At 69.2% G+C, this 25,594-nt stretch carries 26 protein-coding genes; 9 read left to right on the forward strand and 17 right to left on the reverse strand.

Annotated features, from left to right (window positions below; translation table 11 throughout):
- The first annotated feature begins 129 nt into the window (after window positions 1-129).
- Both ACFPOE_RS04060 and ACFPOE_RS04065 read left to right on the forward strand, forming a co-directional pair.
- A complete protein-coding gene (locus ACFPOE_RS04060; protein WP_376848712.1) occupies window positions 130-1,161 on the forward strand; it encodes a glycosyltransferase in 1,032 nt (343 codons plus the stop codon).
- Window positions 1,151-2,842, forward strand: a complete 1,692-nt coding sequence (locus tag ACFPOE_RS04065) for a PglL family O-oligosaccharyltransferase (protein ID WP_376848713.1) — start codon at window positions 1,151-1,153, stop codon at window positions 2,840-2,842. The genes ACFPOE_RS04060 and ACFPOE_RS04065 overlap by 11 nt, the downstream gene beginning before the upstream one ends.
- Here ACFPOE_RS04065 and moaC read toward each other — a convergent pair.
- On the reverse strand, window positions 2,832-3,323 hold the full coding sequence (gene moaC / locus ACFPOE_RS04070) for a cyclic pyranopterin monophosphate synthase MoaC (RefSeq protein WP_376848714.1): 492 nt from the start codon (window positions 3,321-3,323) through the stop codon (window positions 2,832-2,834). The genes ACFPOE_RS04065 and moaC overlap by 11 nt on opposite strands.
- A gap of 59 nt (window positions 3,324-3,382) precedes the next feature.
- Here moaC and tfpZ point away from each other — a divergent pair, with 59 nt between their 5' ends.
- Window positions 3,383-4,141: a TfpX/TfpZ family type IV pilin accessory protein gene (gene tfpZ, locus ACFPOE_RS04075; RefSeq protein WP_376848715.1), complete on the forward strand. Its 759-nt coding sequence runs from the start codon at window positions 3,383-3,385 to the stop codon at window positions 4,139-4,141.
- Window positions 4,138-5,661 (forward strand): M48 family metalloprotease, encoded by a 1,524-nt coding sequence (locus ACFPOE_RS04080; RefSeq protein WP_376848716.1) that lies wholly within the window; start codon window positions 4,138-4,140, stop codon window positions 5,659-5,661. The genes tfpZ and ACFPOE_RS04080 overlap by 4 nt, the downstream gene beginning before the upstream one ends.
- Here ACFPOE_RS04080 and ACFPOE_RS04085 read toward each other — a convergent pair.
- The 3 genes from ACFPOE_RS04085 to ACFPOE_RS04095 are packed head-to-tail and all read right to left on the reverse strand — an operon-like array spanning window position 5,629 to window position 7,227.
- Window positions 5,629-5,982, reverse strand: a complete 354-nt coding sequence (locus ACFPOE_RS04085) for a phage holin family protein (RefSeq protein ID WP_376848717.1) — start codon at window positions 5,980-5,982, stop codon at window positions 5,629-5,631. The two genes, ACFPOE_RS04080 and ACFPOE_RS04085, sit on opposite strands and share 33 nt — an antisense overlap.
- A gap of 38 nt (window positions 5,983-6,020) precedes the next feature.
- Complete coding sequence (locus ACFPOE_RS04090; protein WP_376848718.1) at window positions 6,021-6,470, reverse strand: hypothetical protein; 450 nt, start codon at window positions 6,468-6,470, stop codon at window positions 6,021-6,023.
- Between the two features lie 40 nt (window positions 6,471-6,510).
- The gene (locus ACFPOE_RS04095; RefSeq protein WP_376848719.1) at window positions 6,511-7,227 is read right to left on the reverse strand and encodes a TerC family protein; all 717 of its coding nucleotides are present in this window, start codon (window positions 7,225-7,227) and stop codon (window positions 6,511-6,513) included.
- Window positions 7,228-7,576: 349 nt separating this feature from the next.
- Here ACFPOE_RS04095 and ACFPOE_RS04100 point away from each other — a divergent pair, with 349 nt between their 5' ends.
- Together ACFPOE_RS04100 and ACFPOE_RS04105 are read left to right on the forward strand one after the other, a co-directional pair.
- Window positions 7,577-8,014, forward strand: a complete 438-nt coding sequence (locus ACFPOE_RS04100; RefSeq protein WP_376848720.1) for a DUF3717 domain-containing protein — start codon at window positions 7,577-7,579, stop codon at window positions 8,012-8,014.
- 7 nt (window positions 8,015-8,021) lie between these two features.
- Window positions 8,022-8,324 carry a DUF2007 domain-containing protein gene (locus ACFPOE_RS04105; protein ID WP_376848721.1) on the forward strand — a complete coding sequence of 101 codons (303 nt, stop codon included), beginning with the start codon at window positions 8,022-8,024 and terminating at the stop codon, window positions 8,322-8,324.
- 3 nt (window positions 8,325-8,327) lie between these two features.
- On the opposite strand, the gene ACFPOE_RS04110 is transcribed toward ACFPOE_RS04105, so the two are convergent.
- On the reverse strand, window positions 8,328-8,888 hold the full coding sequence (locus ACFPOE_RS04110) for a YaeQ family protein (protein WP_376848722.1): 561 nt from the start codon (window positions 8,886-8,888) through the stop codon (window positions 8,328-8,330).
- Between the two features lie 5 nt (window positions 8,889-8,893).
- On the reverse strand, window positions 8,894-10,273 hold the full coding sequence (gene purB, locus ACFPOE_RS04115) for an adenylosuccinate lyase (protein ID WP_376848723.1): 1,380 nt from the start codon (window positions 10,271-10,273) through the stop codon (window positions 8,894-8,896).
- Window positions 10,274-10,385: 112 nt separating this feature from the next.
- Here purB and ACFPOE_RS04120 point away from each other — a divergent pair, with 112 nt between their 5' ends.
- Entirely contained in the window at window positions 10,386-11,000 is a 615-nt protein-coding gene (locus ACFPOE_RS04120) for a glutathione S-transferase N-terminal domain-containing protein (protein WP_376848724.1), read from the forward strand.
- Here the strand turns inward: ACFPOE_RS04120 and ACFPOE_RS04125 are convergent, their stop codons facing one another.
- The 8 genes from ACFPOE_RS04125 to ACFPOE_RS04160 all read right to left on the reverse strand — a co-directional run bounded on the left by ACFPOE_RS04125 (window position 11,001) and on the right by ACFPOE_RS04160 (window position 18,273).
- Window positions 11,001-11,786 carry an SDR family NAD(P)-dependent oxidoreductase gene (locus tag ACFPOE_RS04125; protein ID WP_376848725.1) on the reverse strand — a complete coding sequence of 262 codons (786 nt, stop codon included), beginning with the start codon at window positions 11,784-11,786 and terminating at the stop codon, window positions 11,001-11,003.
- On the reverse strand, window positions 11,786-12,313 hold the full coding sequence (locus tag ACFPOE_RS04130; RefSeq protein WP_376848726.1) for a DUF3833 domain-containing protein: 528 nt from the start codon (window positions 12,311-12,313) through the stop codon (window positions 11,786-11,788). The genes ACFPOE_RS04125 and ACFPOE_RS04130 overlap by 1 nt, the downstream gene beginning before the upstream one ends.
- Complete coding sequence (locus tag ACFPOE_RS04135) at window positions 12,310-13,572, reverse strand: MFS transporter (RefSeq protein ID WP_376848727.1); 1,263 nt, start codon at window positions 13,570-13,572, stop codon at window positions 12,310-12,312. Before ACFPOE_RS04135 ends, ACFPOE_RS04130 begins: the two co-directional genes overlap by 4 nt.
- Window positions 13,569-14,111: a chalcone isomerase family protein gene (locus tag ACFPOE_RS04140; RefSeq protein ID WP_376848728.1), complete on the reverse strand. Its 543-nt coding sequence runs from the start codon at window positions 14,109-14,111 to the stop codon at window positions 13,569-13,571. Before ACFPOE_RS04140 ends, ACFPOE_RS04135 begins: the two co-directional genes overlap by 4 nt.
- The gene (locus tag ACFPOE_RS04145; RefSeq protein ID WP_376848729.1) at window positions 14,105-15,325 is read right to left on the reverse strand and encodes a class I SAM-dependent methyltransferase; all 1,221 of its coding nucleotides are present in this window, start codon (window positions 15,323-15,325) and stop codon (window positions 14,105-14,107) included. The genes ACFPOE_RS04140 and ACFPOE_RS04145 overlap by 7 nt, the downstream gene beginning before the upstream one ends.
- A gap of 6 nt (window positions 15,326-15,331) precedes the next feature.
- The gene (locus ACFPOE_RS04150) at window positions 15,332-16,081 is read right to left on the reverse strand and encodes a DUF1365 domain-containing protein (protein ID WP_376848730.1); all 750 of its coding nucleotides are present in this window, start codon (window positions 16,079-16,081) and stop codon (window positions 15,332-15,334) included.
- Window positions 16,078-17,397 (reverse strand): NAD(P)/FAD-dependent oxidoreductase, encoded by a 1,320-nt coding sequence (locus tag ACFPOE_RS04155; RefSeq protein WP_376848731.1) that lies wholly within the window; start codon window positions 17,395-17,397, stop codon window positions 16,078-16,080. Before ACFPOE_RS04155 ends, ACFPOE_RS04150 begins: the two co-directional genes overlap by 4 nt.
- A 315-nt stretch (window positions 17,398-17,712) precedes the next feature.
- Window positions 17,713-18,273, reverse strand: coding sequence for a glutathione peroxidase (locus ACFPOE_RS04160; protein WP_376848732.1), 561 nt, complete (start codon window positions 18,271-18,273; stop codon window positions 17,713-17,715).
- Between the two features lie 100 nt (window positions 18,274-18,373).
- On the opposite strand from ACFPOE_RS04160, the gene ACFPOE_RS04165 reads away from it, so the two are divergent.
- Both ACFPOE_RS04165 and rfaE2 read left to right on the forward strand, forming a co-directional pair.
- The gene (locus tag ACFPOE_RS04165) at window positions 18,374-19,240 is read left to right on the forward strand and encodes a ferritin family protein (RefSeq protein WP_376848733.1); all 867 of its coding nucleotides are present in this window, start codon (window positions 18,374-18,376) and stop codon (window positions 19,238-19,240) included.
- Between the two features lie 4 nt (window positions 19,241-19,244).
- Window positions 19,245-19,730: a D-glycero-beta-D-manno-heptose 1-phosphate adenylyltransferase gene (rfaE2, locus tag ACFPOE_RS04170; RefSeq protein ID WP_376848734.1), complete on the forward strand. Its 486-nt coding sequence runs from the start codon at window positions 19,245-19,247 to the stop codon at window positions 19,728-19,730.
- A 1-nt stretch (window position 19,731) separates the two neighbouring features.
- Here the strand turns inward: rfaE2 and ACFPOE_RS04175 are convergent, their stop codons facing one another.
- The 3 genes from ACFPOE_RS04175 to ACFPOE_RS04185 form a co-directional block, all read right to left on the reverse strand.
- Window positions 19,732-21,183, reverse strand: a complete 1,452-nt coding sequence (locus ACFPOE_RS04175; protein ID WP_376848735.1) for a sulfatase-like hydrolase/transferase — start codon at window positions 21,181-21,183, stop codon at window positions 19,732-19,734.
- A 126-nt stretch (window positions 21,184-21,309) separates the two neighbouring features.
- On the reverse strand, window positions 21,310-24,432 hold the full coding sequence (locus tag ACFPOE_RS04180; RefSeq protein WP_376848800.1) for an efflux RND transporter permease subunit: 3,123 nt from the start codon (window positions 24,430-24,432) through the stop codon (window positions 21,310-21,312).
- Between the two features lie 12 nt (window positions 24,433-24,444).
- On the reverse strand, window positions 24,445-25,593 hold the full coding sequence (locus ACFPOE_RS04185; protein WP_376848736.1) for an efflux RND transporter periplasmic adaptor subunit: 1,149 nt from the start codon (window positions 25,591-25,593) through the stop codon (window positions 24,445-24,447).
- Window position 25,594: the final 1 nt, after the last annotated feature.

A 25,594-nucleotide genomic window follows, 5' to 3' on the forward strand; every position in this document is an offset into this window, starting at 1 on the left:
GTCGGCGTCGTGCACGAATGGCTGACGGAATGGGGCGGCTCCGAGAGCGTGACACGCTGCATCCTGGACTGCTTTCCCGGCTCGCGGCTCTACGCCACCATTGATTTCCTTTCCCCCAAGAACAGGGCGATGCTTCCGGTACCGTCCATCACGACAACGTTCCTGCAGCGCGCGCCCTTCGTGCGCCGGTCCTTCTGGAACTACCTGCCGCTCACCGGGCTGGCGGTCGAGACCCACGACCTGCGCGACCACGACCTGATCGTTTCGAGTTCCCATGCCTTTGCCAAGGGCGTGCTGACGACGGCCGAGCAATTGCACGTCAGCTACGTCCACTCCCCGATGCGCTACGCCTGGGACCTGCACCATCAGTATCTCGCCGACTACAAGCTCGACTCCGGCGCGAAAGGCTGGCTGGCCCGCTGGATGTTCCATCGCCTGCGGATCTGGGACCGGCAGACCGCCAACAACGTCGACCTGTTCCTGGCCAATTCGCGCCATGTGCAGCAGCGCATCTGGCGCACCTACCGGCGCCGCTCCCGGGTCCTCTACCCGCCGGTGCGCACCTCGTCGTTCACGCTGCAGCCGGTGAAAGAGGACTTCTACGTCACCGTCTCGCGGCTGGTGTCGTACAAGCGGGTGGACCTGATCGTGGACGCCTTCCGGGCGATGCCGCAGCGCAAGCTGGTGGTCATCGGCAGCGGCCCCGACCTCGACGCCTTGCGCGCGCGCTGCCCGCAGAACGTGGAGCTGATGGGATGGCAGCCGGACGAGGTGGTCCAGGACTACATGGGGCGCGCCAGGGCCTTCGTGTTTGCGGCGCACGAGGATTTCGGCATTTCGCCGGTGGAGGCGCAGGCCTGCGGCACGCCCGTGATCGCCTATGGCGTCGGCGGTGCGTGCGAGACGGTGCGGGGCCTGCACGACGGGCCGGAGCCGACCGGCCTGTTCTTTGCGCAGCAGACGCCCGAGTCGCTGGCCGCCGCGGTCGATGAGTTCGAGGCGGCCGGCGCGGTGTTCGATCCGCATCGTTGCCGCCAGTGGGCCGAAACCTTCAGCGAGGAGCGCTTCCTGCGGGAATTCGCCGACGTGATCGAACGGGCCTGGGATCTGTGGCGCCGCTCGCCGCTGGAACTGGAGCCCGCGCTTGCAGATGGACCCTGACGTCACCGCGGGCAGGCCCGCCGATTGGAAGATCCAGGCCGGCTCGTCCGGCGCGCGCCTGGCCGGCCGCGGCGCGGTTGCGCTGTTCCTGGCCTGCGCCGTCCTGCCCTGGCTCAATCCGCTGGCCGGCGGCCCGTCGGCCGTGATCCAGCCGTGGCTGGTGGCGGCGGCATGCACCTTGATGCTGTGGGTGCTGGTGGCGCCGGAAGTGACGCGCATGCAGCTGGGCGCCAGCGTGGCGGTGGGTGCCGCGCTGGTCGGCCTGGGCCATGCGGCTCCGCCCGTGCTGCTCGCGGTCGGCGGCTTGATCGTGATCGCCATCAGCGCCGCCGTCGGCGCAGCGCTCCGGCGCGAGGGCGCGGCGTCGCTGGTGGCAACCGCGTGGCTGGTGGCTGCCCTGGCCAGCAGCGCCTTCGCCATTGCCCAGTACTTCGGCCTGGGCGCCGACCTGGCGCCGCTGGTGAATCCGACCTCGCCGGGCGAGGCCTTCGCCAACCTGCGGCAGCGCAACCAGTTTGCCACCCTCACGTCGATCGGGCTGGTGGCGTTGCTGTGGCGCGTGCAGCAGGGCGTGCGGCTGCACTGGGCTGTGCCGGCCGCCGTCCTGCTGGCGGCTGCCAACGCCGCCTCCGCGTCCCGCACCGGCGCCTTGCAGGTGGTACTGGTGATCGGCCTGGCCGCGTGGTGGGTACGTCCGATGCACCGCGCCGTGGCCGCCGTTTGCGCCGCTGCGGCACTGGCCTATGCCGCGGCGGCGTTCTGTTTTCCGCTGTTGCTGCATGCGCTGCTGGAGGTCGACGCGCCCAATGCATTCGGCCGGCTGGTCTCGGCCGACGGCTGCGCCAGCCGCACCGTGTTGTGGGGCAACGTGCTGCACCTGATCGCGCAGAAGCCGTGGTTCGGGTGGGGCTGGGGCGAACTGGACTTCGCGCACTTCGCCACCCTCTATCCCGGCCCCCGCTTCTGCGACATCCTGGACAACGCCCACAACCTGCCGCTGCACCTGGCCGTGGAGCTCGGCGTGCCGGTGGCGTTGCTGGCCTGCGCCGGCTTCATTGCATGGCTGGCCTGGCGCCGGCCCTGGCGCGAGACCGATCCCATCCGCCGGATGGCCTGGGCGGTGATCGCGGTGATCCTGTTGCACAGCCTGCTGGAGTATCCCCTGTGGTACGGGCCGTTCCAGATGGCCTTCGGCTTAGCCCTCGGGCTGCTGGTGCGCGAGCCGCGCCCAACCACTCCCGCCATGGTCGGCGCCGGCGGCCGGCTGGCCGTTGCGGGGCTGCTGTCGATGGCGTTGCTGTTCAGCGCCTGGGACTATCTGAGGATCAGCCAGATCTACATCCCGGCGGAAAACCGCACTGCGCTGTTTCGCCGCCTGCCGTTGCCGCAAGTCGGCGACTCCTGGCTGTACCGCGACCAGGTCGGTTTTGCCGTTCTGTCGATCACGCCATTGACGCGCGCCAACGCGGCCAGGATGAATGCGGCGGCCATGGAGTTGCTGCACTATTCGCCGGAACCCCGGGTGATCGATGTCGCGATCGAGAGCGCCATGGTGCTGCGGCGCGAAGACCAGGCGCTCTGGCTGCTGCAGCGCTATCGGGCGGCCTTTCCGGCCGAAGCGGCTGCTGCCGCGGCGGCGGTGGGCCAGGCAAGCCGGCCGGCCAGCCAGGTCACGAAGTGAGCGGGGGATCCGCCACGAAGTGGCCCGACTTGCCGCCCTTCTTTTCCAGCAGCCGCACGCCGGTGATGGTCATGCCGCGGTCCACCGCCTTGCACATGTCGTAGATCGTCAGCAGCGCCACCTGGACCGCCGTCAGCGCTTCCATCTCGACGCCGGTCGGTCCGACGGTTTCGGCGGTCGCCTGGCAGTGGACGCAGCAGGCCTGCGGATCGACGGTGAACTCCACTGCCACCCGCGTCAGCGCCAGGGGATGGCATAGCGGGATCAGCTCGCTGGTGCGCTTGGCGCCTTGGATGCCGGCGATGCGGGCGATCCCGATCACGTCGCCCTTTTTCGCGTTGCCGGCCTGGATCAGCGCCAGCGTGGCAGGCTGCATCTCGATGCGGCCGGCTGCGACCGCCACGCGGTGGGTGCCGGGCTTGGCGCCGACGTCCACCATGTGGGCCTGGCCGTCGGCATCGAAGTGGGTCAAGGGGCTCATGCGGGTGCTCGGGGAAAGCGCTGCCCGGAACGTTGCAGCTTCTCAAGCATCATACGGCCATGCTTCACTGGAAAGTCCGGGTCAGGGCCGCCGCCATCCATCTTGGAATCAGCCTTGCGGTCGCGCTGCTGGCGGCGATGCTGGTGTTCGTCGTCTGGTATCCGGCGCCATACGGCGAGATTTCCGGCGGCCGGGAGCTGTTCCTGATCCTGGTCACGGTGGATGTGCTGCTCGGGCCGCTGATCACCCTGGCGATCTTCAATCGCGCCAAGCCGCGGCGCGAACTGCGCCGCGACCTGGCGGTGGTGGTGCTGATCCAGCTGCTGGCATTGGGCTATGGCCTGTGGACGGTGTTCGTGGCCCGCCCGGTCCATCTGGTGTTCGAGATCGATCGCTATCGCGTGGTGCACGCGGTCGACGTGCCGCCGGAGCTGTTGAACCGGATGCCCGCGGGGATCGACCCGTTTCCGCTGCGGGGGCCCACCATGCTGGCGGTCCGGCCGTTTCGCAGCCGCAACGAGGAGGCCGAGGCGACCATCGTCGCGCTGCAGGGGATCCCGATCGGGACGCGGCCCGACTTCTGGCAGCCGTACGCGGACGCACGGGCACAGGTGCTGCAGGCGGCCAGGCCGGTGGACCAGCTCAAGTCGCGCTTCCCGGCCCGGGCGGCGGAGATCGATGCCGCCCTGGCGCGGGCCGGGTGCCAGCCGGCAACCACGCTGTATCTTCCGCTGGCCGGACGCAAGACGTTCTGGACCGCCTTCGTCGATCCGGCCAGCACCGATGTGGTGGCTTTCCTCGCACTGGATTCGTTTTGAACCCGACTGCCAACCCCAAGCGGACGCTGTCCGGTGCCCGGCGGGCGGCCGCGGCCCTGCTGGCGTGCCTCGCGCTGGTGCAACCCGCGGCCCGGGCGCAACTGCCCACCCTGGGCGACGCCGGCGACCTGAACGTCAGCGCCGAGCGCAAGCTGGGAGAGCGGATCGCGCGCGAGCTGTACCGCGATCCCGACTACCTCGATGACCCGGTGCTGTCCGAGTACGTCCAGGGCATCTGGCAGCGCCTGCTCACCGCGGCCCGCCAGCGCGGCGAACTGACGGCGGAACTCGATGATCGCTTCGCCTGGGAGGTCCTGATCGGCAAGGACCGGGCGATCAACGCGTTTGCCCTGCCGGGCGGTTGGATGGGGCTGAACCTGGGCCTGCTGAGCGTCACGACCAGCCAGGACGAACTGGCTTCGGTGCTGGCCCACGAGCTCAGTCACGTCACCCAGCGCCACATCTCGCGCATCATGGCCGAAGAGAACCGCAAGGGCCCGCTGATGCTGGCTGCGATGATCCTCGGTGCGCTGGCCGCCAGCAAGAGCCCCGACGCCGCCAACGCGATGATCGCCGGCAGCCAGGCGGTGGCGGTGCAGAGCCAGCTGAACTTTTCCCGCGACATGGAGCGCGAGGCCGACCGCATCGGCTTCGGCGTGCTGACCCAGGCCGGCTACGACCCCCAGGGTTTCGTCACCATGTTCGAGAAGCTGCAGCAGGCATCGCGGCTGAACGACAACGGCAGTTTCCCGTACCTGCGCACCCACCCGATGAACACCGAGCGGATCGCCGAAATGCAGGCACGCCAGCCGATGGGCCGCGCGGCGACGCCGCCGGCGCCGACCTTCGAGCACAGCATGATGGCCGCCCGGGCCAAGGTGTTTTCCTATCCGGGCGTCGACGGGCTGCGGGCCCTGGTCACCGAGGCCCAGGGCATGGACCCGGCCAGGCTGGCCCCCGCGCGCCAGGCCGGCGTGCTGTACGCGGCCGCCTTCGCCAGCTCGCGCTTGCGCGATGGCGCCGGCGCGGCGCAGTGGCTGGCGCGGCTCGCCGCCGTGACCCGGGGCGACGCGGGTGCAGCGCGCCTGACGCGCCTGCTGGAGGCCGAGATCGCCTTGGGCGAAGGCAACGCGGCCCGCGCCGCCGCCCTGGTCGACCTCGCTGCACCCGGCCGGCCGGAAGTGCTGCTGGGGTCGCAGGCCCGCGTGCGATCGGGCCGGGCGCCGGAGGTGTCCTCGCGCCTGCAGACGTGGGTGGCGCTTCATCCGCGCGATGCCACGGCGTGGCAGCTGCTGGCGAGTGCCTATACCGCCCAGGGACAGACGCTGCGCTCGATCCGCGCCGAGGCGGAGGCGCAGGTTGCGCACCTGGATTACGCAGCGGCGGTCGACCGCTTCAGGGCGGCGCAGGAACTGGTGGTGCGCGGCGGCGCCGGCAGCGACCACATCGAGGCGTCGATCGTGGACACCCGCGCCCGGGAGGTCCAGTCAATGCTTCGGGAACAGGCGCTCGAGCGCTGATTCGATCACCATGCCGATCACCGAGTAGATCAGCGAGCCGATCAGGGCGGCGACGAAGCCGCGCACCGCGAAGCCGTCCAGCAGCGAGGCCGCGGCCCAGAACATCAGGGCGTTGATGACGAACAGGAACAGGCCGAGCGTCAGCACCGTCACCGGCAAGGTCAGGAGCACCAGCACCGGCCGCACCACGGCGTTGAGCAGGCCGATCACGAAGGCTGCGATCAGGGCGGCGGTGAAGCTGCGCACCTCGACGCCCTGATACAGATACGCGACCAGCAGCAATGCGGCTGCGCTCAGCAGCCATTTGACAAGGAGCTTCATGGGCGCAGGATAGCACCGCATTGCCGGCGCGCGCGCCGCTATTCGGCAGCCAGCAGCAGCACGGCGCCCATTCCCAGCACGGCGCCGGGAACCGACCAGCGTTCCTGCGTCGCCGTCGGCTGCTCCGGCGTGACCGGCTGCAGGTCCTGGCCGAACCGGGGCCTGCGGGCGTCCAGCACCCTCGCGGCGCCATGCCGGGCCGCGAGCTGGCGGGTGAGCTCGGGCAGCGGCCCGTTGGCCAGCACTGCCGTCACTGCGTCGCCGCGCGCCGCCAGGTGGGGCACGACCTGGCGGAACAGTTTGTCGGCCCACTTGGCGCGCCAGTTCTGGCGGGCGCTGTGCGTCACGAACTTGCTGACGTGCCGGGTCATGCGCGGAGCGCAGGCCACCAGCACCCAATGGGCGGCCGGCGCACCGGCGACTGCCATCGGGGCGAGCTGCTGCTGGGCGTGGGCGGCGTCGTCGAGGTACACGATGATGGTTTCCATGATGATCTCCTGCAAGGTTTGAAGGGGTGGCGGCAATCGCTCAGGCGGCGTGGCCGTCGCCGGACTTGGCTGCGGCCTCGGCTTGCCGGCGGCTGACCCACCAGCCGGCCAGCAGCACGCCGGCCACTGCGACCACATAGGTGCCGTAGCGGGCGACCGTGTTGGCCAGCTGCGGCGGGTCGAACAGCGGATCGAGCAGGGGTTCGCTGACGATCATCCTGGCGGCGGTCAGCGCCAGCACCGCGGCGCCGGCGTGGATGATCAGCGGGAAGCGCTGCACCAGCCCGAGCACCACGGTGCTGCCGAACACCACGATCGGCACGCTGACCAGCAGTCCGATCAGCACCAGGTCGAACGCGCCGTGCGCCGCGCCTGCGACGCCCAGCACGTTGTCGATGCCCATCAGCGCGTCGGCGACCACGATGGTGCGCATCGCGCCCCAGAAGCTGTTGGCCGGCGGACCGTGGTGGCCGCTGTCGCCCTGGTCGGCCAGCAGCTTGTAGGCGATCCAGACCAGGCCCAGCCCGCCGACCAGCATCAGGCCGGGGATCTTGAGCAGCCAGACCACGGCCACGGTCATCGCCGAGCGCACGACGATGGCGCCGACGGTGCCCCAGACGATGGCCTTTTTCTGCAGGTGTTTGGGCAGGCTGCGGGCGGCCAGCGCGATCACGATCGCGTTGTCGCCCGCCAGCACCAGGTCGATGAGGATGATGGCCAGCAGCGCGGACCACCAGGGTGCGGATAGAAATTCCATGACGAGACACTCCAGGTTGAAGAAATCGATCAACAACCCGGGACGCGTCCGGCCGGTGGAACTGGTGGCTGCCGTGAACCACAAGCGCGCTTCGACCGAACCCGTCCCGGGTTCCAGTCGAAGGTCTTGCTCGGCATGGTGTCATGCAGATCTGTGCCCAGCAAGCCGGAAGTTTTCACTTCGTATTGACGACTTTGCTGATACCCGCTGCAGCGATGCCGGTTGTTCCCGCCACCTCCCTGTGCCGCAACGAGCGGGAGCTACTCCCCTTCGTGACCCGATTACAGCACAGGCATGCAATCCGGTGCATGCTGGGGCGCTATCATCGCGCTCCCCTACCCGCAAGCAAATGGCCGGAATCCACATCACCGACATCGAGGCCGCCATCAACTACTGGCGCGACCGCAGCCCCTCCCCCGACGGGGTCACGCTGGCACCCGAGTTGCGGGCGCTGGCGGAGGTGTACGCGCTCATGGTTTTCTACCATGAGGACCAGGCCGAGGAGCGCGGCTTCCCGCCCAAGGCTTACGCGGCGTGGAAGGCCTGGTACGACAGCACGCCGGACACGCCCTGCATCGCCATCTGCTCCACCAGCCAGGGCGACGACAGCTGCAAGGGCTGCGGCCGCAGCTTCGAGGAGGTGCAGCGCTGGCCCGAGATGACGCCGGCCGAGAAGCGCCAGACCTGGCGCCGGATCACGCTGGAAAGCGACGCCTGGCGCTTCAACAAGTACGCCGAGCGCGCCGCCGAGGGCCCGCAGCCGACGCCGACCCCGGCGCCAACCTGAAGGGCCGATGCGGCGCCTGACGCGTGCTCCCAACATCGCGATCGCCGCGCTGTGGGTGGACGCGCTGCTGCATGCGGGAATCCAGGCGTCGATGCAGCGCTATTACCTCGGCGCCGTCGCCGGCGAACTGCCGCCCGACCAGTGCCTGCCCGAAGTCTGGATCAGCGACGACGCCCAGGAAGGGCAGGCCCGCGAGCTGCTGCATGCGCTGCAGAACGTGCGGCAGCGGCGCTGGACCTGCGCCTGCGGCGAGCTGGTGGAGGGCGGCTTCGAATCGTGCTGGAACTGCGGCCGGCCGATGCCGGACTGAGCGCTATTTCCAGCGCTGCGGCTCGATGTCCACGGTGGTGGCGCCGTCGCCGAGCATCAGGGTGCCTTCCTGGATCGTCGCCTGCAGCTGCATGCTGCGCTGCGCCAGCTTGGCCAGCGCCAGCGAGGGCTCGGTGGGCACCCGGAACACGCTCAGGTTCTGCAGCCGCGCGACCTTGTTCTCGATCCCGCGCCACCAGATCTCGGCGGCATGGCTGAAGCAGTAGACCTGCACATGGTCGGCCTTGCTGCAGGCGCGGGTGAGCGGCTTGTCCTCGGGCTGGCCGACCTCGATCCACAGGCGGGTGCGGCCGGTGTAATCGCGCAGCCAGACGTCGGGCTCGTCGGGATTGGACAGGCCGGCACCGAAGGACAGCGTGCCGTCCCCGTTCAGCACGGTCTGCAGCATGTGGGCGTTGCGGGCCAGCGCCACCAGCCGCACCATCATGCGTTCGTCGGTCTCGCTGGGATGGCGGGCCAGCGTCAGCTGGTGGTCGGCGTAGTAGCCGTGGTCGATGTCCGCAACCTGGACGTTCGCCTTGAAGATGGTGGACTTGAGGGCCAAAGCGCCTATGCCCTGCGGGCGAGCTCGGCCGCCTTGCCGATGTAGCTGGCCGGCGTCATCGCCAGCAGCCGGTCTTTCTCTTCCTGCGGAATGTCCAGCGAGCGGACCAGGCCGTGCAGGTCTTCCGGCCGCACGCTCTTGCCGCGCGTCACTTCCTTGAGCTGTTCATAGGCGCCGTGCAGGCCGAAGCGCCGCATCACGGTCTGGATCGGCTCCGCCAGCACCTCCCAGGCGCGGTCCAGGTCGGCGGCCAGCGCCTCCTCGTTGAGTTCCAGCTTGCCCAGGCCGATGATGGTCGAGTGATAGGCCAGCGCCGCGTAGCCCAGCGCCACGCCCATGTTGCGCAGCACCGTGCTGTCGGTCAGGTCGCGCTGCCAGCGGCTGACCGGCAGCTTCTCCGACAGGTGGCGCAGCAGCGCGTTGGCCAGCCCGAGGTTGCCTTCGGCATTCTCGAAGTCGATCGGGTTGACCTTGTGCGGCATCGTGGACGAGCCGATCTCGCCCTCCTTGAGCCGCTGCTTGAAGTAGCCCAGGCTGATGTAGCCCCAGATGTCGCGCGACCAGTCGATCAGGATGGTGTTGGCGCGGGCGATCGCGTCGAACAGCTCCGCCATGTAATCGTGCGGCTCGATCTGGATGCTGTACGGCTGGAAGGTCAGCCCCAGGCCCAGCGGCTCGGGGGTTTCCACCACCTTGCGGCTGAACGCCTCCCAGTCGAAGTCGGGCCAGGCGGCCAGGTGGGCGTTGTAGTTGCCGACGGCGCCGTTCATCTTGCCCAGCAGCTTGACCGCGGCGATGCGCTCGCGTGCCGCCGCCAGCCGCACCACGACGTTGGCGATTTCCTTGCCGACGGTGGTCGGGCTGGCCGTCTGGCCGTGGGTGCGACTGAGCATGGGCACCGCCGCATGGGCGTGGGCCAGCTCGCGCAGCCTGGCGATCACTGCGTCGAGCGCGGGCAGGATGACCTGGTCGCGCCCGGCCTTGAGCTGCAGCGCATGGCTGGTGTTGTTGATGTCCTCGCTGGTGCAGGCGAAGTGGACGAACTCGCTGGCCGCCTTCAGCTCGGGCCGGGCCTCGAACTTGGACTTGATCCAGTACTCCACCGCCTTCACGTCGTGGTTGGTGGTCTTCTCGATCTCCTTGATCGCCAAGGCGTCGCTTTCCGAAAAGTTCTTGGCCAGCCCGAGCAAGTAAGTGCGCGCTCCGGGCGTCAGGGGTTTGAACTCGCGAAAGCCCGCATCGCTCAGTGCGATGAACCAGCAGATTTCCACCTGGACGCGGCGGTGCATGTAGCCCTGCTCGCTCATCAGCGGACGCAGCGGCGCCAGCCGGGCGGCATAGCGGCCGTCGAGCGGCGACAGCGCTGAAATGGTCGAAAGCGTCATGCGTGGATTGTAGGTCGCTGTCATCATGTCGCCGGGGAACCACAGGGGGAAGTGCAGCTTCCCCTAAAATGCAAGCCTTCCCCGACAACTCGAACAGACGCAGAGAGCCTTCATGAAACTGATTGGATCCGACAGCAGCCCCTACGTGCGCAAGGTGCGCATCGTCATGGCGGAAAAGAAGCTGGACTACCAGTTCGTGATCGAGGACGTCTGGGCCGCCGACACGTCGATCGGCCATTCCAATCCGCTGGGCAAGGTGCCCTGCCTGGTGATGGAAGGCGGCGAGGCGCTGTTCGATTCGCGCGTGATCGTCGAATACCTGGACACGCTGTCGCCGGTGGGCAAGCTGATCCCGGCAATGGGACGCGAGCGCGCCGAGGTCAAGACCTGGGAAGCGCTGGCCGACGGCGTGCTGGACGCGCTGCTGCTGGCCCGGCTGGAAAACAACTGGGCCGGCCGGCCGAAGGCGCAGCGTTGCCAGCCCTGGATCGACCGGCAGCTGTCCAAGGTGCACGCCAGCCTCAAGGCCATGAGCCAGGGACTGGGTGACAAGCCCTTTTGCGCCGGCATTTATCTCAGCCTGGCCGACATCGCGGTGGGCTGCGCGCTGGGCTATGTGGATTTCCGCTTCCCGGAAATCGACTGGCGCCCCGGCTACCCCAACCTGGCCAAGCTGCAGGAAAAGCTGATGCAGCGCCAGAGTTTCATCGACAGCAAGCCGGCCTGATCACAGGCCGGTGGTGCGGCGCACCACGTTGCGGTAAAGCCGCAAGGGCAGCAGCCGCAGCAGCTTCATCGCCAGCGTGAAGCGGCGCGGGAAGTGGATCTCGAAGCGCCCCTTCGCCCACCCGTGCAGGATGGCCTGCGCCGATTGCTCCGGCGTGATCAGCGCCGGCATCTCGAATTCGTTCTGCGCCGTCAGCCGCGTGGCGACGAAACCCGGGCAGATCAGGCTCACGCCGATGCGCCGGTCGCGCAAGTCCAGGTACAGCGTCTCGGCCAGGTTGATCAGTGCGGCCTTGGTCGGCCCGTAGGCCAGGCTCTTGGGCAGGCCGCGGTAGCCGGCGACGCTGCTGACCAGGCTGATGTGGCCGCGGCCCCGCGCCAGGAAATGCGGCAGCACGGCGTCCAGCAAGTTCAGCGCGCCGACGTAATTGACCTGCTGGTGCAGCAGCATCTCGCCCAGGTCGTACTCGCTGGCCCGCTGCTCGCGGTAATGGCCGGCGCAGTAGAGCACCGTGTCCAGCGCGGACACCGCCAGGATGGATTGCGCGGCCTGCTGCACCGAGGCGCGGTCGCCCGCGTCCATCGGCACCGCCAGCGCGCCCGGATGCTGCCTCGCGAAGTCGAGCAGCGCCCGTTCGTTGCGGGCCGAGACGATCACCCGGGCGCCGGCGTCATGCAGCGCCGCGGCGGTGGCCCGGCCGATGCCGCTGGAAGCGCCGACGACCCAGACCGTGCGCCCGCGCCACTCGCGCTGCGGCGGATTGAGCGGGCCGAACCAGGTGGCCATCAGCGCTTGGTGAAGGACAGCGTCACTTCACCCAGCTGCACGCCGAACTTGCTCATCGCCGCCTTGTTCAACAGGACGCGCTCGGACATCAGGTACATCCAGTCGTCCATCTGCACCTCGATCACCCGGCCGTCCACCGGCAGCGCCAGCGTGTAGCGCCACTGGAAGGCATTGCCCGACTGGCGGCCGAGCGCCTCGCCGACCACGTCGTCGGCGCGCCCGCTGTAGCGGCCGTCCGCCAGCTGCGTCAGCCGCCAGACGCGCCGCTGGCGGGTGCCGTCGGAATACAGGAATGCCTCGTCGAGCACGCCCTGGTCGCCTTGCCAGCGGCACTCCATCGCCACCGTGAAGCGCTTGACCACCTTGCCGCCCCGGTCGGTGAAGATGCCCCAGGCATCGACCTTGCCGTCGAAATAGCTGCGCAGGTCCAGCCGTGGGGTGGCGCCGGTGAAGTCCGCCAGCTGCGGCCCGGCGCAGCCTGCCAGCAGGCCGGCGCCGGTGGAGACGAGGAGAAGGCGGCGTTTCATCGGTTCCTTTCGGGGCGGATCAGGCCCAGGTACAGCGTGGCCGCGGCCAGCAGCTTCAACACGCAAGGCAGGACGCAGTAGGCGAACACCAGTGCACCCAATGCGCCGCCGTCGCGGGCGCCCGGGCTGTAGCCGGCCAGCGCCAGCAGCGGCAGGGCCAGGCCGGCCGCCAGCGCCAGGTTCAGCTTGGTGGCGAAGTTCCACCAGCCGAAGTACGCGCCCTCGGCGCGGCCGCGCTCGCCGGCGTCGGCGATCAGCCCGGCCAGCAGCGCGCCGGGCAGCGCCAGGTCGGCGCCCAGCGCCGCCCCCGAGAGGGCGCAGACGGCGAGGAAGGAAGCGCTGTCGCCGGCACCCAGCAGCGCCGCCCACGCGAACACGGCGATCGACAGCGCCATCCCGCACAGCCAGCTGCGCGCCAGGCCGATGCGGCGCACGGCGGCCAGCCACAGCGGCATGGCCAGCGCGGCGCACAGGAAGTAGCAGCCCAGGAACGCCGGTTGCAGCGCCGCCGGCGCCTGCAGCCGGTCCTGCACGTAGAACAGGACCAGCGTCGCGGGGATCGCGGAAGCGATGCCGTTGAGCAGGAACACCGCCAGCAGGCGGCGGAATTTCGGGCGCACCAGCGGCAGCCAGAGGCTGAAGGCCGCGGCCGCCGGCGGCGAAGGCGATGGCTGGCGGCTGCGCGCCCACGCCAACCAGCCTGCGATCAGGGCCACGGCCAAGGCCGCGGTCGCGACCGCGGGGCCGCCGGCCACCGACAGCACGGACGCCAGCAGCACGCCGGCCAGTCCCAGGCCTTCGCGCCAGGCCACGATGCGCCCGCGTTGCGCTTCGTCGCCGCCCAGCCGCGCGCCCCAGGACTGGTGCGCCACCGACAGCATGCTGTAACCGGCGTAGGTGAGCACCAGCGCCGCGCCAGCCCACGCCAGCAACGCGCCGGGCTGCCGCGCCAATGGAAAGAACAGCAGCGCGAAGCCGGCCACCAGCAGCAGGGCCGCGAGTGCGCCCAGCCCCAGCACCGAAGCGGGTGAGCGCGCGAACAGTCGATCGTTCAGCCGTCCGATCCAGGGATCGATCACCGCGTCGAACAGGCGCGCGGCCAGCAGGACGGCGCCGAGCGCGGCCAGGGGCACGCCGAACTCGCGGGCGTAGTGATTCGGCAGGATCACGTAGAGCGGCAAGGCGACGAAGGCCAGCGGCAGGCCGAGCAGGCCGTAGCGCAGGCCGTCCATGCTGGAGAAGGGCGCTTGCGGCGTCATCGCTGGCTGCCTGCCAGCAGCGCGGTGCGCAGCGCCGGCTCGGAGGTGGAGGGGGCCAGCCAGATGCCGAAGAACAGCCGCGCGAAGTGCGCGTCGCCGATCTCGCCGAGCGGCCGGCCGTTGGACAGGAACAGCACCCCGCTGCCGGGACGGTTGATGCCGGTGATGCTGTCGCCGGCGGCGACGTTGGGCAGCAGCCGCGCCAGTGCCGACTGCCACTGTGCCGCCTGCGCGGCGGAGAAGCCGCCGACGCGCCGCATCTCGTCGAGCGAGCGCTGCGCGATGTCGGCGCCACTGAAGCCGCGCAGGTAGCGCAGCTCCAGGGCAAAGCGGTGGCTGGAGAAATCGGCCGGACGGAACCCCGGCGCCACCCACAGGCTGGCGTCGTAGACCTCCAGGCCCCAGAAGCGCAGCCGGGCGCTGCCTGCCGCCTGAGCCGAGGGCACGAACTGCCCCACGCCCGGCGCGGGCTGGGCGCGCAGCGCGCAGGGGGCGCCGAGGGCCAGGGCGGCCGCGGCCAGCAACTGGGCGGCTAGCACCGGAGCAGCGTGTACTGGACGACGTCGATGTTGGCCTGGTCGAAGGCCGCTTCGCAATAGGCCAGATAGAACTCCCAGATGCGGATGAACCGCTCGTCGAATCCCAGCTGCAGGACCTGGCTGCGCTGGGCATGGAAGCTGTCGCGCCAGCGCCGCAACGTCTCCGCGTAGTCGGCACCGAAGGCCATCTCGTCGATCACCCGGAAGCCGGCAGCCTGCGCCTCGCGCCGGAACTCGCGCGGGCACGGCAGGCAGCCGCCCGGGAAGATGTATTGCTGGATGAAGTCGGTCGAGTGGATGTAGCGGTCCCACAGGGCGTCGTCGATCACGATGCTCTGGATGCAGGCGCGCCCGCCTGGCTTGAGCAGCCGGTGCACGGTCTTGAAGTATTGGGGCCAGTACTCGCGGCCGACCGCTTCCACCATCTCGATCGAGCAGACCGCATCGAAGGGCGCGTCCGCGATGTCGCGGTAATCCTGCAGCCGCAGGTCCACGCGCTGGGCCAGCTGCCGGTCGGCGATGCGCTTGCGCCCGAACGCGAGCTGCTCGCCGGACAGCGTCACCCCGGTCACCTGGGCGCCGAACTCGCCGGCGCCGGTCTCGGCCAGCGCGCCCCAGCCGCAGCCCAGTTCCAGCAGCCGGTCGCCGGCCCGCACGCCCGCCATGCGCAGCGCGCGCCGCACCTTGGCGTCCTGCGCCGCCGCCATCGGCTGGCTGCGGTCGCCCTGGAACCAGGCCGACGAGTAGTTCATCGTCTCGTCCAGCCAGAGCTCGTAGAAGCGGTTGCCCAGGTCGTAATGGGCGTGGATGTTCTTCTGGCTGTTGCCGCGCGTGTTCCGATTGAGCAGGTGGCGCAGCCGGTGGTACAGCCGGCCGGCCCAGCTGCCGTACACCACGTCGTCGATCACGCGCCGGTTGGCGATGAACAGCGTGAGCAGGTCGGTCAGGTTGGGCGTGGTCCAGTCGCCGGCGGCATAGCTTTCGGCGAAGCCGATGTCGCCCGAGCGCAGCGCCGCGGCGCAGACGTTCCAGTTGCGCAGCGCGATGGCGGCGTGCGGCGACTGGCCGTTGCCGAAGCGCAGGCTGCTGCCGTCGGGCAATTGCAGCGTCAGCGAACCGTGCACAAGCTTGCGCAGCAGGCCGAGCACCTGGCGGGCGGCGGCCGGGGCGCTGGCGGGAACGGGGAAGGCCGGGGATGCAGTCGTCGTGTTCATGGCTGGTTACCGCGTCAGGAAGGTGTCTGGCGCAGGCGGCTTGCGCAGGAACCGCACGCGCTTGCTCCAGAGCTTGAGCGCCTGCCAGTGGATGCGGCCGATCACGGCCAGCGTCATCGCCGGATGGCGCCAAAGTGCCCGGCGCAGCGCGGCGCGGGTGATGGGTTCGAGCTGGCCGCTGACGCTGGTCTGCAGCAGCAGGCCCTCGGCGTCGTCGTAGTCGATCCGGGCCACGGTGTGCGTGCGTCGCGGATCGACCAGGAAGCGGAAGCGGTAGCCGCCTTCGACCGCGCAGAAGGGCGACACATGGAACGCCTTGTCGGCGCGCAGCTCGACGCCGTAGGCCGGCTGGTCCAGCAGGTAGCAGTGGCGCTCGCCGAAGGTGTTGTTCACTTCCACCACGATCGCGCGCAGCGATCCGTCGTCGCGGTGGCAGTACCAGAAGCTCACCGGCTTGAAGGTGTAGCCCAGCACCCGGGGGTAGCAGTGCAGCCAGGCCTCGCCGGTGGCGTTGGTGATGCCCTCGGCGCGCAGCAGCGCGTCCAGCCAGGCCAGTGCGTTGTCGCCGCCGTCCCCGTGGTCGCGGTCGAAGAAGCTGATCGCGCCGGGCCGGTTGTGCGCCAGCACGCCGCTGCCGTCGCGGTGCATGGCCCGCAGCGGCAGCATCAGGAAGTAGGTAGGGTACGCAAACGCGTTGCGAACCGGCCGCACGCGCGTGTGGCGGACCTGGCCGAAGCCGATCAGCGGCACGTTCACGTCGATGCCTCGGAAGGGACACGCACGCCGGTTGCGGGCAGCGGATTGGCGCCATCGCGCAGCGCGCGGCCGACCCGCTGGCCGGCCTTCAGGCCGTCTTCGTGGAAGCCGTAGCCGGTCCAGGCGCCGCAGAACCAGGTCCGGCGCTGCCCCTGCAGCTGCGTGACGCCGGCCTGCGCGGCGATCGCCGCGCGATCGAACACGGGATGTTCATACTCGTATTCGCCCATGATCTTGTTACGCGCGATCTCGCGCAGCGGATTCAGCGAGACCAGCACCGGCTGCGGCCACGGCAGCGGTTGCAAGCGGTTGAGCCAGTAGTGCAGGCACACCTGCCCGCCGCCTGCCGGGCCGCTCTCGTAGTTCCACGCGGCCCAGGCGCTGCGGCGGCGCGGCAGCGCCGAGGCGTCCGTATGCAGCACAGCGCGGTTGCGCTGGTAGCGGATGGCGCCCAGCAGCTCGGACTCCGCGGCGCTGACGTCGGCCAGCACGGCCAGCGCCTGGTCCGGATGCGTGGCCATCACCACATGGTCGAAGCGCTCGCTGCCGCCGTCCGTGACGACAGTGGCGCCGCCGGCGCTGCGGATCACCTTGCGCACCGGCGTGTTCAGGCGCTGGTCGCCGATGCCGGCCAGGATCTTGTCGACGTAGCCGCGCGCCCCGCCGGCCACCGTCCACCACTGGGGCCGGTCCGTCACCTGCAACAGGCCGTGGTTATGGCAAAAGCGCACCAGGGTCGCGACCGGGAAGCGCAGCATCTGGTCCGTCGGGCAGCTCCAGATGCAGCCGATCATCGGCAGCAGGTACCAGTCGCGGAACTCATCGCTGAAGCGGTGGTCGGCCAGAAACTCGCCCAGCGGCTGCAGCAACTGCGCCTCCTGGCCGGAGCGGGCGCAGGCGGTGGCCAGCCGGTTGAACCGCAGCAGGTCGCGCAGCATGCGCAGGAACCGCGGCCGGCCGAGGTTGGCGCGCTGGGCGAAGACGGTGTTGAGGCTGGAGCCGCTCCACTCCAGCGGACCGCTGCGGAAAGCGTCGGGGACCTGCACCGAAAACGACATGTCCGACTTGACGGTCGGCACTCCGAGCTGCGCGAACAGCTCGATCAGGCGCGGATAGGTGCGTTCGTTGAAGACCAGGAAGCCGGTGTCCACGCCATGGGTGACGGGGCCCTGCGCCGTGGGCAGGGTGACATCGACCGTGTGGGTGTGGCCGCCGAACCAGGGGCCCGCCTCGTACAGCGTGACCCGGGCATGGCCGGCCAGCGTGTGGGCGGCCGCCAGGCCGGCGATGCCGGAGCCGACGATGGCGACCCTCATGCCGGGCACCTGTGCCGGCCGGCGGGAAAGAAAAATGCTGCGAAGCGCCCCTGGACGAAGGAGGGAGGGAGGGAGGAGGAGAAGAGTCGCCCCGGGATTGCAGCCAGGCTAACTGCTCCCGGCCGGCTTCGCAACAATAACTGGAATCTAGACGGGACTTGTCCCGCATGCCAGTAGTAGAGGAGTGCAGCACCCGCGCAGTTCCCCGCCGACGCCCCTGTCGGCAGGTAAATTTTTGTGAACACGCCCGGAGATTGCGACCGCTGAAAACTCATCAGTCGTATTATGACCAATGAGTTTTAATGGCGCAAGGTACTAGTGCACGGCGAGCTGCTTCTCGATGTCGCGCAGCAACGCCTTGTCCGTGGGGGTCGTCAGGCTGGTGTAGCTGGCGACGATCGATCCATCCCGGCCGATCAGGTATTTGTGGAAGTTCCACAGCGGCGCGCGCCCGGTCTGGTCGGCCAGCTGGCGAAACAGCGGGTTGGCGTCCCGCCCGCGCACGCTGCTCTTGCCGAACATCGGAAACTTGACGCCGAAGGTGCTTTCGCAGAAATCGGCGATTTCCTTGTTGGAGGATTTCTCCTGCGCGAAGTCGTTGGACGGGAAGCCCAGGACCACCAGCCCCTGGTCCTTGTATTTCGCGTACAGGGCTTCCAGCCCCTTGTATTGGGGCGTGAAGCCGCAATAACTGGCGGTGTTCACCACCAGGGCCACCTTGCCGCTGTACTGGCAAAGCGACTGCGGCTTCTCGTCCTGCAGCCGCGGGAAGGTGTGCTGCAGCGTCTTCGGGCAGCCGGCCTCGTCGGCAGCGTGCGCCGGCAGCGAAGCGGCGATGGCCAGCGGCAGGGCCAGCAGGCGCAGTGTATTGATCATGTCGGCTCCTGTCCGGCGCGCGCGCCGTAAAAAGTTTGTGCACTCTTGTCAAGCACTTTTAACACGGCCGCGTAAAATCGGCCGCTCTAGAAGGAACGTGATGCTCTACCCCGAACTGTTCAAGCAACTGGAATCCGTCCGCTGGGACATGGACAAGGATATTCCTTGGGCCGCGTTCGACCCTGGCCAACTGTCGGACGAACAGGCCCAGACGATCAAGATGAACGCGATCACCGAGTGGTCGGCGCTGCCGGCCACCGAGATGTTCCTGCGAGACAACAAGGACGACAGCGACTTTTCGGCCTTCATGTCGATCTGGTTCTTCGAGGAGCAGAAGCATTCCCTGGTGCTGATGGAATACCTCAAGCGCTTCCGTCCCGACCTGGCGCCCACCGAGAAGGAGCTGCACGAGGTGCGCTTCGAGTTCGAGCCGGCGCCGGCGCTGGAAACGCTGATGCTGCACTTCTGCGGCGAGATCCGCCTCAACCACTGGTATCGCCGCGCGGCCGAATGGCACACCGAGCCGGTCATCAAGCATATCTACACCACGCTGAGCCAGGACGAAGCGCGCCACGGCGGCGCCTACCTGCGCTACATGAAGCGCGCCATCAACAACTTCGGCAACGAGGCCAAGGCGGCGTTCACCAAGGTCGGCGTGCTGATGGCCAGCGCCCGCCGCACGGCCCAGGCGCTGCACCCCACCAACCTGCACGTCAACAAGGCGCTGTTCCCCAACGACACCATCCAGAGCCGGCTGCCCGACCCGGAATGGCTGGAGCACTGGCTGGACAAGCAGATCAACTTCGACGCCGTCTGGGAAAGCAAGGTGGTGGAGCGCATCCTCCACAACATGAGCCTGCTGATGGACCGCAGCTTCAAGACCGTGCAGGAGCTCAATCGCTACCGCAAGGAAGTGACGGCATCGCTGAACGCGGCCAAGGCCGGCCTGGTCCCGGGCGCCGCCTGAGGCCGTGACCGCGCCGGCATTCCTGGACAAGATCGTCCCCCGCGCCCTGGCCGCGAGTCGGGCCGCCGCCTTGCCGCAGCCGGTGGTCCTCACCAACGGCGTGTTCGACGTCCTGCACCGCGGCCACGTCACCTATCTGGCGCAGGCGCGGTCGCTGGGCGCCAGCCTGGTGGTCGCCCTCAACACCGACGCGTCGGCGCGGCGCCTGAACAAGGGCACCGACCGGCCGCTCAATTCGCAGCAGGATCGCGCGGAGGTGATCGCCGCACTCGGGTCGGTCGACCTGGTCACCTGGTTCGACGAGGACACGCCGCTGGAGTTGATCGGCGAACTGCGCCCCGCGCTGCTGGTCAAGGGCGGCGACTACGACATGAGCAAGCTGGCGGAAACGCAGCTGGTGCAAAGCTATGGCGGCCGGGCGCAGGCCATCCCCTTCGTGGACGGCTATTCCACCACCGCGCTGGTCCGGCGGATCCAGGCGGGGCTTTGAGTCACTTGGCCGCGATGGCGGCAGCGAGCTTGGTATGCACCGCAGCAGGCAGGTGCTGCGGGCTCCACAGGGCGCGGTAGACCCCCGATCCCCTGAGCGACGCGAAATCGGACCGGCTTGCCCTGCCGATGCCCAGCGAGTCGCTGCTTCCGGCCAGGGCCGAAAAGCCCAGCCCCAGGCGGTCGCCATCGACGTGCGTGCCCAGCATCTCGACCACGGTCGGGAAGATGTCGAATGCAACCAGCTCCCGGGCGTTGGGCTGCATCCGGGTCGGCGCGATGAACAGATTGAAGATGCGGCGCTGGCCTTCCTGCTGCAGCTTGTCGAATGCCGAGTTCGGCTTGGCCAGGTGGTCGCCCAGGATGACCACGTCGGTGTCCTTCAGGTAGCCCTTGGCCCGCGCGAAGGTCACGAAGTCCGCCAGTGCGCTGCTGCTGCAGGCGACGATGCCCTCGAAGTCCTTGGCCCCGCGGCTGGCGCAGCTTGGCGACAGGAAGCCGCGCGGATTGTGGGTGTCCAGGGTCAGGAGCGTGAGGTTGAAAGGCTGGCCCGAGGCATGCAGCGCATCGAGCTTGTTGCGGGCCCGCTCGAACAGTGCGCTGTCGTAAAGCCCCCAGACATTCAATTCGGTCGCCTTGACTCCCTGCTCCTTCCACTGGGTGCGACCATAGGCTTCCTGGTATCCGTGGTCGCGCAGGAACGTGCCCTTGCCTGAGAACGACAGCGGCGCGCCGCCCATGAACACATTGCGATAGCCGCGCGCCTGCAGCAGGTCTCCGAGGCAGGTGGCTCCGGGCAGGAACACCCTGCCCCCGTCGCGGCGCTTGATGTCGTATTCGCTGTAGACGGTCAGGGGCACGCCGCACTGGGTCGCGACGATCGCCGCCATCGTCCAGTTGGCACCGACCGCCTCCTGGTAGCTGTCGAAGCTGGTGCCGCCCAGCTTGCGCAGAGGCGCCAGCAAGTCGTTCCCGAACAGCGCCTTCTCACCGTAAGTGTCTTCCATGCTCTCGGCATAGATCAGGATCAGGTTGCGCGGCTTGCCGTCCGTCAGCCGCACCGCCGCCGGGTTGACATACGCCTGCGCGAAGCGGTCCCCCTCCAGCTGCGCCGCCGCGTAAGAAAACACCGAGAACTGCATCAGCAGCGCGGCGACGCCGACCAGCAGCGCAACGTGCGGCAGGGCGCGCAGCACGTGCTTGCGCCATTGGGGCCGGACCTGGGCGACCACGTGGTGCAGCAGTGCCGCGGCGATTGCCAGCAGCAGGGGGAACGCGATGACTTCGACGACGAAGGTGAAGAGGAAGATGGTGCTCATCTCCACCGCCGCACCGTCGGAAAACCGCAGGTGGAACAGGATCTGGTCGATGGTGGGGTCGCCGAAGGTGCGGTTGACCCAGCCGGCCAGGCCGATCGCGACCAGGCCGAGGAAGTAGATGAGGAATTGGAGCAAAGCGGTGGCGTTCGTCGCGTTGATGAGAGGGTATAGCTGATCAGGATGGAGCCGTCGACAACTTCATCACACCTACTGACGAATGTTCATCAAGCGCGGACAGGCGGCGAGAGATGAAACGAGACGTTACTCCGTGGCTGCTGCAACGACCGTCGCCGCCGGCGGTTTGCGCCGCAGCCGGCCCGCGCTGCGCTTGATGAAGTGCTCCAGGTCGTCCATGTAGGTGAAGACGACCGGCACCACCAGCAGGCTGAGGACCGTCGACGTGATCAAGCCGCCGATCACCGCGATCGACATCGGCGAGCGGAAGCTCGGATCGGCGGCGCCGAAGCCGATGGCGATCGGCAGCATGCCGGCGCCCATCGCGATGGTGGTCATGATGATCGGGCGGGCCCGCTTGTGGCAGGCATCCAGCAGGGCGTCGAACCGCGACAGGCCGTGGTCGCGGCGCGCGACGATCGCGTACTCCACCAGCAGGATCGAGTTCTTGGTCGCGATCCCCATCAGCATGATCAGCCCGATCAGCGACGGCATCGAGAAACTCTTCTGCGCGACCAGCAGGCCGACGAAGGCGCCGCCCAGCGACAGCGGCAACGCGCACAGGATGGTCACCGGGTGCAGGAAGTCCTTGAACAGCAGCACCAGCACGATGTAGATGCACAGCACGCCGGTCAGCATCGCCAGCCCGAAGCTGGCGAACAGCTCGCCCATCACCTCGGCGTCGCCGATCTCGACCACCCGCACGCCCGGCGGCAGGTTCCTGATCGACGGCAGCTCCTGCACCTTGGCCTTGACGTCGCCCAGCGGCAGGCCGGACAGCTCCACCTCGAAGTTGACGTTGCGCGAACGGTCGTAGCGGTCGATCACCGCCGGCCCGCCGCTCAGCTCCAGGCTCGCCACCTGCCGCAGCATGACCGGCCCGCGCGTGCCCGGCACGGTCAGCCGCTCCAGCACGCTCAGGTCCTGGCGCGCCTTGTCGTCCAGTTTCACCACGATCGGCACCTGGCGCTGCGCCAGATTGAGCTTGGGCAGGGCGATGTCGTAATCGCCGGCGGTCGCGATCCGCAGCGTCTCGCCGATCGACGCGCTGGTCACGCCCAGGTCGGCCGCGGCCGCGAAATCCGGCTTCACCACGATCTCCGGGCGGATCAGGCTGGCGGTCGATGCCACGCTGCCCAGGCCGGGGATGGTGCGCAGGTCGCGCTCCACCGCCTGCGCCGCGCTCTGCAGCGCCTGCGGCTCCTCGCCGGTCAGCACCAGCACGTACTTCTCGCCCGAGCCGCCGAGGCCGACCTTGGTGCGCACCCCGGGCAGCGGCTCCAGCGCGGCGCGCAGCTTGTTCTCGATCACCTGCTTGCGCGGCCGCTGGCCGCGGTCGGCCAGCAGGATGGTGAGCGTGGCCTTGCGCGCCTCGGCCGCCCCGACGTTGGCGAACGGGTCGGTTCCCGCGGCGCCGCCGCCGATCGTGGTGTAGACGCTCTTGACGTGGTCCACCCCGGCCACCATCAGCCGGGCCTGTTCCGCCACCGCCTTGGTCTGCTCCAGCGTGGAGCCGGGTGCCAGCTCGATGTAGACCTGCGTCTGCGAGTTGTCGTCCGGCGGGATGAAGCCGGTGGGCAGCAGCGGGATCAGGGCGACGGAGCCGATGAAGAACAGCGTCGACAGCACCATGGTCACCACCCGGTGCCGCATGCTCCAGTTGACCATGCGCAGGTAGATCGTCATCCAGCGCGGCTCCTGGTGCGCCGTGACGATCGGCTTGAGGATGTAGGCCGCCATCATCGGCGTCAGCACCCGCGCCACCACCAGCGAAGCGAACACCGCCAGCGACGCCGTCCAGCCGAACTGCTTGAAGAACTTGCCGGCGATGCCGCTCATGAAGGCGGTGGGCAGGAACACCGCGATCAGCGTGAAGGTGGTGGCGATCACCGCCAGCCCGATCTCGTCGGCCGCCTCCATCGCCGCCTGGTACGGCGTCTTGCCCATGCGCAGGTGGCGCACGATGTTCTCCACTTCCACGATGGCGTCGTCCACCAGGATGCCAATCACCAGCGACAGCGCCAGCAGCGTCACCACGTTGACCGAGAAGCCCAGCAGGTGCATGCCGATGAATGCCGGAATCACCGACATCGGCAGGGCGACCGCCGAGACGAAGGTGGCGCGCCAGTCGCGCAGGAACAGCCAGACCACCAGCACGGCCAGGATCGCGCCTTCATAGAGCAGGTGCAGCGAGCCGTGGTATTCCTCTTCCACCGGGGTGACGAAGTCGAAGGCCTGGGTCAGCTCGAGGTCCGGGTGCTGCAGCTTCAGTTCGGCCAGTGCCTTCTGCACCGCGGCGCCGACCGCCACTTCCGACTCGCCGCGGCTGCGCGAGACCTCGAAGCCGACCACCGGCTTGCCATTGAGCAGCGCCGCGGCCCTGGGTTCGGCGGTGGTGTCGCTGACCGTCGCCACGTCGGCGAGCTTGAGGCTGCGGCCGGCGGCAGCGGCGCCGCTGCCCGCGCCGGCGATCGGCAGCTCGATCTCGCCGAGCTCGCGCGCCGTCGTGACGGTGGCCAGCGTGCGCACCGGCTGCTCGGCGCCGCCCAGGTCGGTGCGCCCGCCCGCGCTCTCGGTCTGGACCTGGCGCAACTGGTGCGAGATCTCGGCCGCCGAGACGCCCAGCGCCTGCAGCCGCGAGGGATCGAGGGCCACGCGGATCTCGCGCGTCACGCCGCCGACGCGGTTGACCGCGCCCACCCCGCGCACGGCCAGCAGCCGGCGCGAGATCTCGTTGTCCACGAACCAGGACAGCGCCTCCTCGTCCATCCTGGCCGATTTCACGGTGAAGGCCAGCACCGGCTGGCTCGCCAGGTCCATCTTGGTGACGACCGGTTCGCGCAGGTCGCCCGGCAGGTCGCTGCGCACCCGGGCGACGGCGGAACGCACGTCGTCTACCGCTTCCTGCACCGGCTTTTCCAGCCGGAATTCGGCCGTGATGGTGACGGCGCCGTCCTGCACCTTGGTGTAGATGTGCTTGAGCCCCTGCAGGGTGGCGATCGCGTTCTCGATCTTGCGCGCGACGTCGGTCTCCAGCTGCGCCGGGGCCGCCCCCGGCAGCGCCGCGCTGATCATCACCGTGGGCAGGTCGATGTCGGGGAAGTTCTGCACCTTCATCGCGTTGAAGGACAGGAAGCCGGCGAACGACAGCAGCACGAACAGCATCACCGCCGGAATCGGGTTGCGGATCGACCAGGACGACACATTCATCATGGCGTGGCCTTACTTCGTGGCCGCCGGGGCCGGTGCCGGCCGGGCCGGCGCATCGGCGACCCGCACCAGGTCGCCGTCGTTGAGGAAGCCGGCGCCGCTGGCGACGATGCGCGCATCGGGCGGCAGGCCCGTGACGATCTCCACCCGCCCGCCGTCGAAGCGGCCGGTCTGCACCTTGAGCTGCGCGACGTGGTTGTCGGCGTTGACCCGGTAGACATAGTTGAAGCCTTCGCGCACCACGATCGCCGATTGCGGCACCGTCAGCGCGGGCACCGCGCCGAGGTCGAATTCGCCGCGCGCGAACATGCCGGCCCGGGCGCTGCCGCTGGCCGGGCCCGGCAGCGGCGTCAGGTCCACGTAGACCAGTGCCGCCCGGGTCTGCGGGTCCACGGTCGGGCCGATGACGCGCACCCGGCCGGCCAGCCGGGCACCGCTGGCCGCAGTGATCAGCGCGGTGGTGCCGGTGGTGATGCGCCCCAGTTCGGTCGCCGTCACTTCGGCGCGCCATTCCAGCCGGCCCTGGCGGATCAGCCGGAACAGCTCGGCGCCGGTGCCGACCACCGCGCCGACGGTGGCGAAGCGGGCGGAGATGATGCCGCTGTCGGGCGCGCGCACCTGGGTCTGGCCCAGGCGCACCTGCTGCGCATTGAACAGCGCCCGTGCCGCTTCCACCCGGGCCTGCGCGGTCTTCTCCGCCGTCAGGTACTGGTTGATCTGCGACGCGCTGAGCGCGCCGGTGGCCTGCAGGCTGCGCGCGCGCTCGGCATCGGCCGCGGCATTGGCCGCATTGGCCTGCGCTTCGCCCAGGCTGGCGCGGGCCTGCGCCGCTTCCGCGCCGAGCGTGTCGGCGGCGAAGGTGGCCAGCACCTGGCCCTTGGCGACCCGGTCGCCGACATTGGCGCGCACCTCGGTCAGCCGCTGGCCGCCGGCCTCCGCGCCCACGCTGGCCTCCTGCCAGGCGGCGATGTTGCCGTTGGCCGCCAGCCGGACCGGCAGGCTGACGCGCTGCGGCAGCGCGGTGGTGACGGTGAGCGCCGGCCTGACGGTCTTGTTCTCCTCGGCGGCGCCCGACCTGCCGGCCTGCAGCCCCAGCACGGCGACGGCCAGGCCCAGCGCGGCCGCCAGCACGGCGGGATTGAATCGGCTGTTGTCGTTCATT

This window comes from Caenimonas terrae (genome assembly GCF_042655405.1).
In the GTDB taxonomy this organism is placed as follows: Bacteria; Pseudomonadota; Gammaproteobacteria; order Burkholderiales; family Burkholderiaceae_C; genus Ramlibacter; species Ramlibacter terrae_A.

Coding starts and splice junctions, on each gene's coding strand:
- ACFPOE_RS04060 (WP_376848712.1), top strand. CDS start 130: ATGCTTCCGGTACCGTCCATCACGACAACGTTCCTGCAGCGCGCGCCC.
- ACFPOE_RS04065 (WP_376848713.1), top strand. CDS start 1,151: ATGGACCCTGACGTCACCGCGGGCAGGCCCGCCGATTGGAAGATCCAG.
- moaC (WP_376848714.1), bottom strand. CDS start 3,323: ATGAGCCCCTTGACCCACTTCGATGCCGACGGCCAGGCCCACATGGTG.
- tfpZ (WP_376848715.1), top strand. CDS start 3,383: ATGCTTCACTGGAAAGTCCGGGTCAGGGCCGCCGCCATCCATCTTGGA.
- ACFPOE_RS04085 (WP_376848717.1), bottom strand. CDS start 5,982: ATGAAGCTCCTTGTCAAATGGCTGCTGAGCGCAGCCGCATTGCTGCTG.
- ACFPOE_RS04090 (WP_376848718.1), bottom strand. CDS start 6,470: ATGGAAACCATCATCGTGTACCTCGACGACGCCGCCCACGCCCAGCAG.
- ACFPOE_RS04095 (WP_376848719.1), bottom strand. CDS start 7,227: ATGGAATTTCTATCCGCACCCTGGTGGTCCGCGCTGCTGGCCATCATC.
- ACFPOE_RS04100 (WP_376848720.1), top strand. CDS start 7,577: ATGGCCGGAATCCACATCACCGACATCGAGGCCGCCATCAACTACTGG.
- ACFPOE_RS04105 (WP_376848721.1), top strand. CDS start 8,022: ATGCGGCGCCTGACGCGTGCTCCCAACATCGCGATCGCCGCGCTGTGG.
- purB (WP_376848723.1), bottom strand. CDS start 10,273: ATGACGCTTTCGACCATTTCAGCGCTGTCGCCGCTCGACGGCCGCTAT.
- ACFPOE_RS04120 (WP_376848724.1), top strand. CDS start 10,386: ATGAAACTGATTGGATCCGACAGCAGCCCCTACGTGCGCAAGGTGCGC.
- ACFPOE_RS04125 (WP_376848725.1), bottom strand. CDS start 11,786: ATGGCCACCTGGTTCGGCCCGCTCAATCCGCCGCAGCGCGAGTGGCGC.
- ACFPOE_RS04130 (WP_376848726.1), bottom strand. CDS start 12,313: ATGAAACGCCGCCTTCTCCTCGTCTCCACCGGCGCCGGCCTGCTGGCA.
- ACFPOE_RS04135 (WP_376848727.1), bottom strand. CDS start 13,572: ATGACGCCGCAAGCGCCCTTCTCCAGCATGGACGGCCTGCGCTACGGC.
- ACFPOE_RS04145 (WP_376848729.1), bottom strand. CDS start 15,325: ATGAACACGACGACTGCATCCCCGGCCTTCCCCGTTCCCGCCAGCGCC.
- ACFPOE_RS04155 (WP_376848731.1), bottom strand. CDS start 17,397: ATGAGGGTCGCCATCGTCGGCTCCGGCATCGCCGGCCTGGCGGCCGCC.
- ACFPOE_RS04160 (WP_376848732.1), bottom strand. CDS start 18,273: ATGATCAATACACTGCGCCTGCTGGCCCTGCCGCTGGCCATCGCCGCT.
- ACFPOE_RS04165 (WP_376848733.1), top strand. CDS start 18,374: ATGCTCTACCCCGAACTGTTCAAGCAACTGGAATCCGTCCGCTGGGAC.
- ACFPOE_RS04180 (WP_376848800.1), bottom strand. CDS start 24,432: ATGAATGTGTCGTCCTGGTCGATCCGCAACCCGATTCCGGCGGTGATG.
- ACFPOE_RS04185 (WP_376848736.1), bottom strand. CDS start 25,593: ATGAACGACAACAGCCGATTCAATCCCGCCGTGCTGGCGGCCGCGCTG.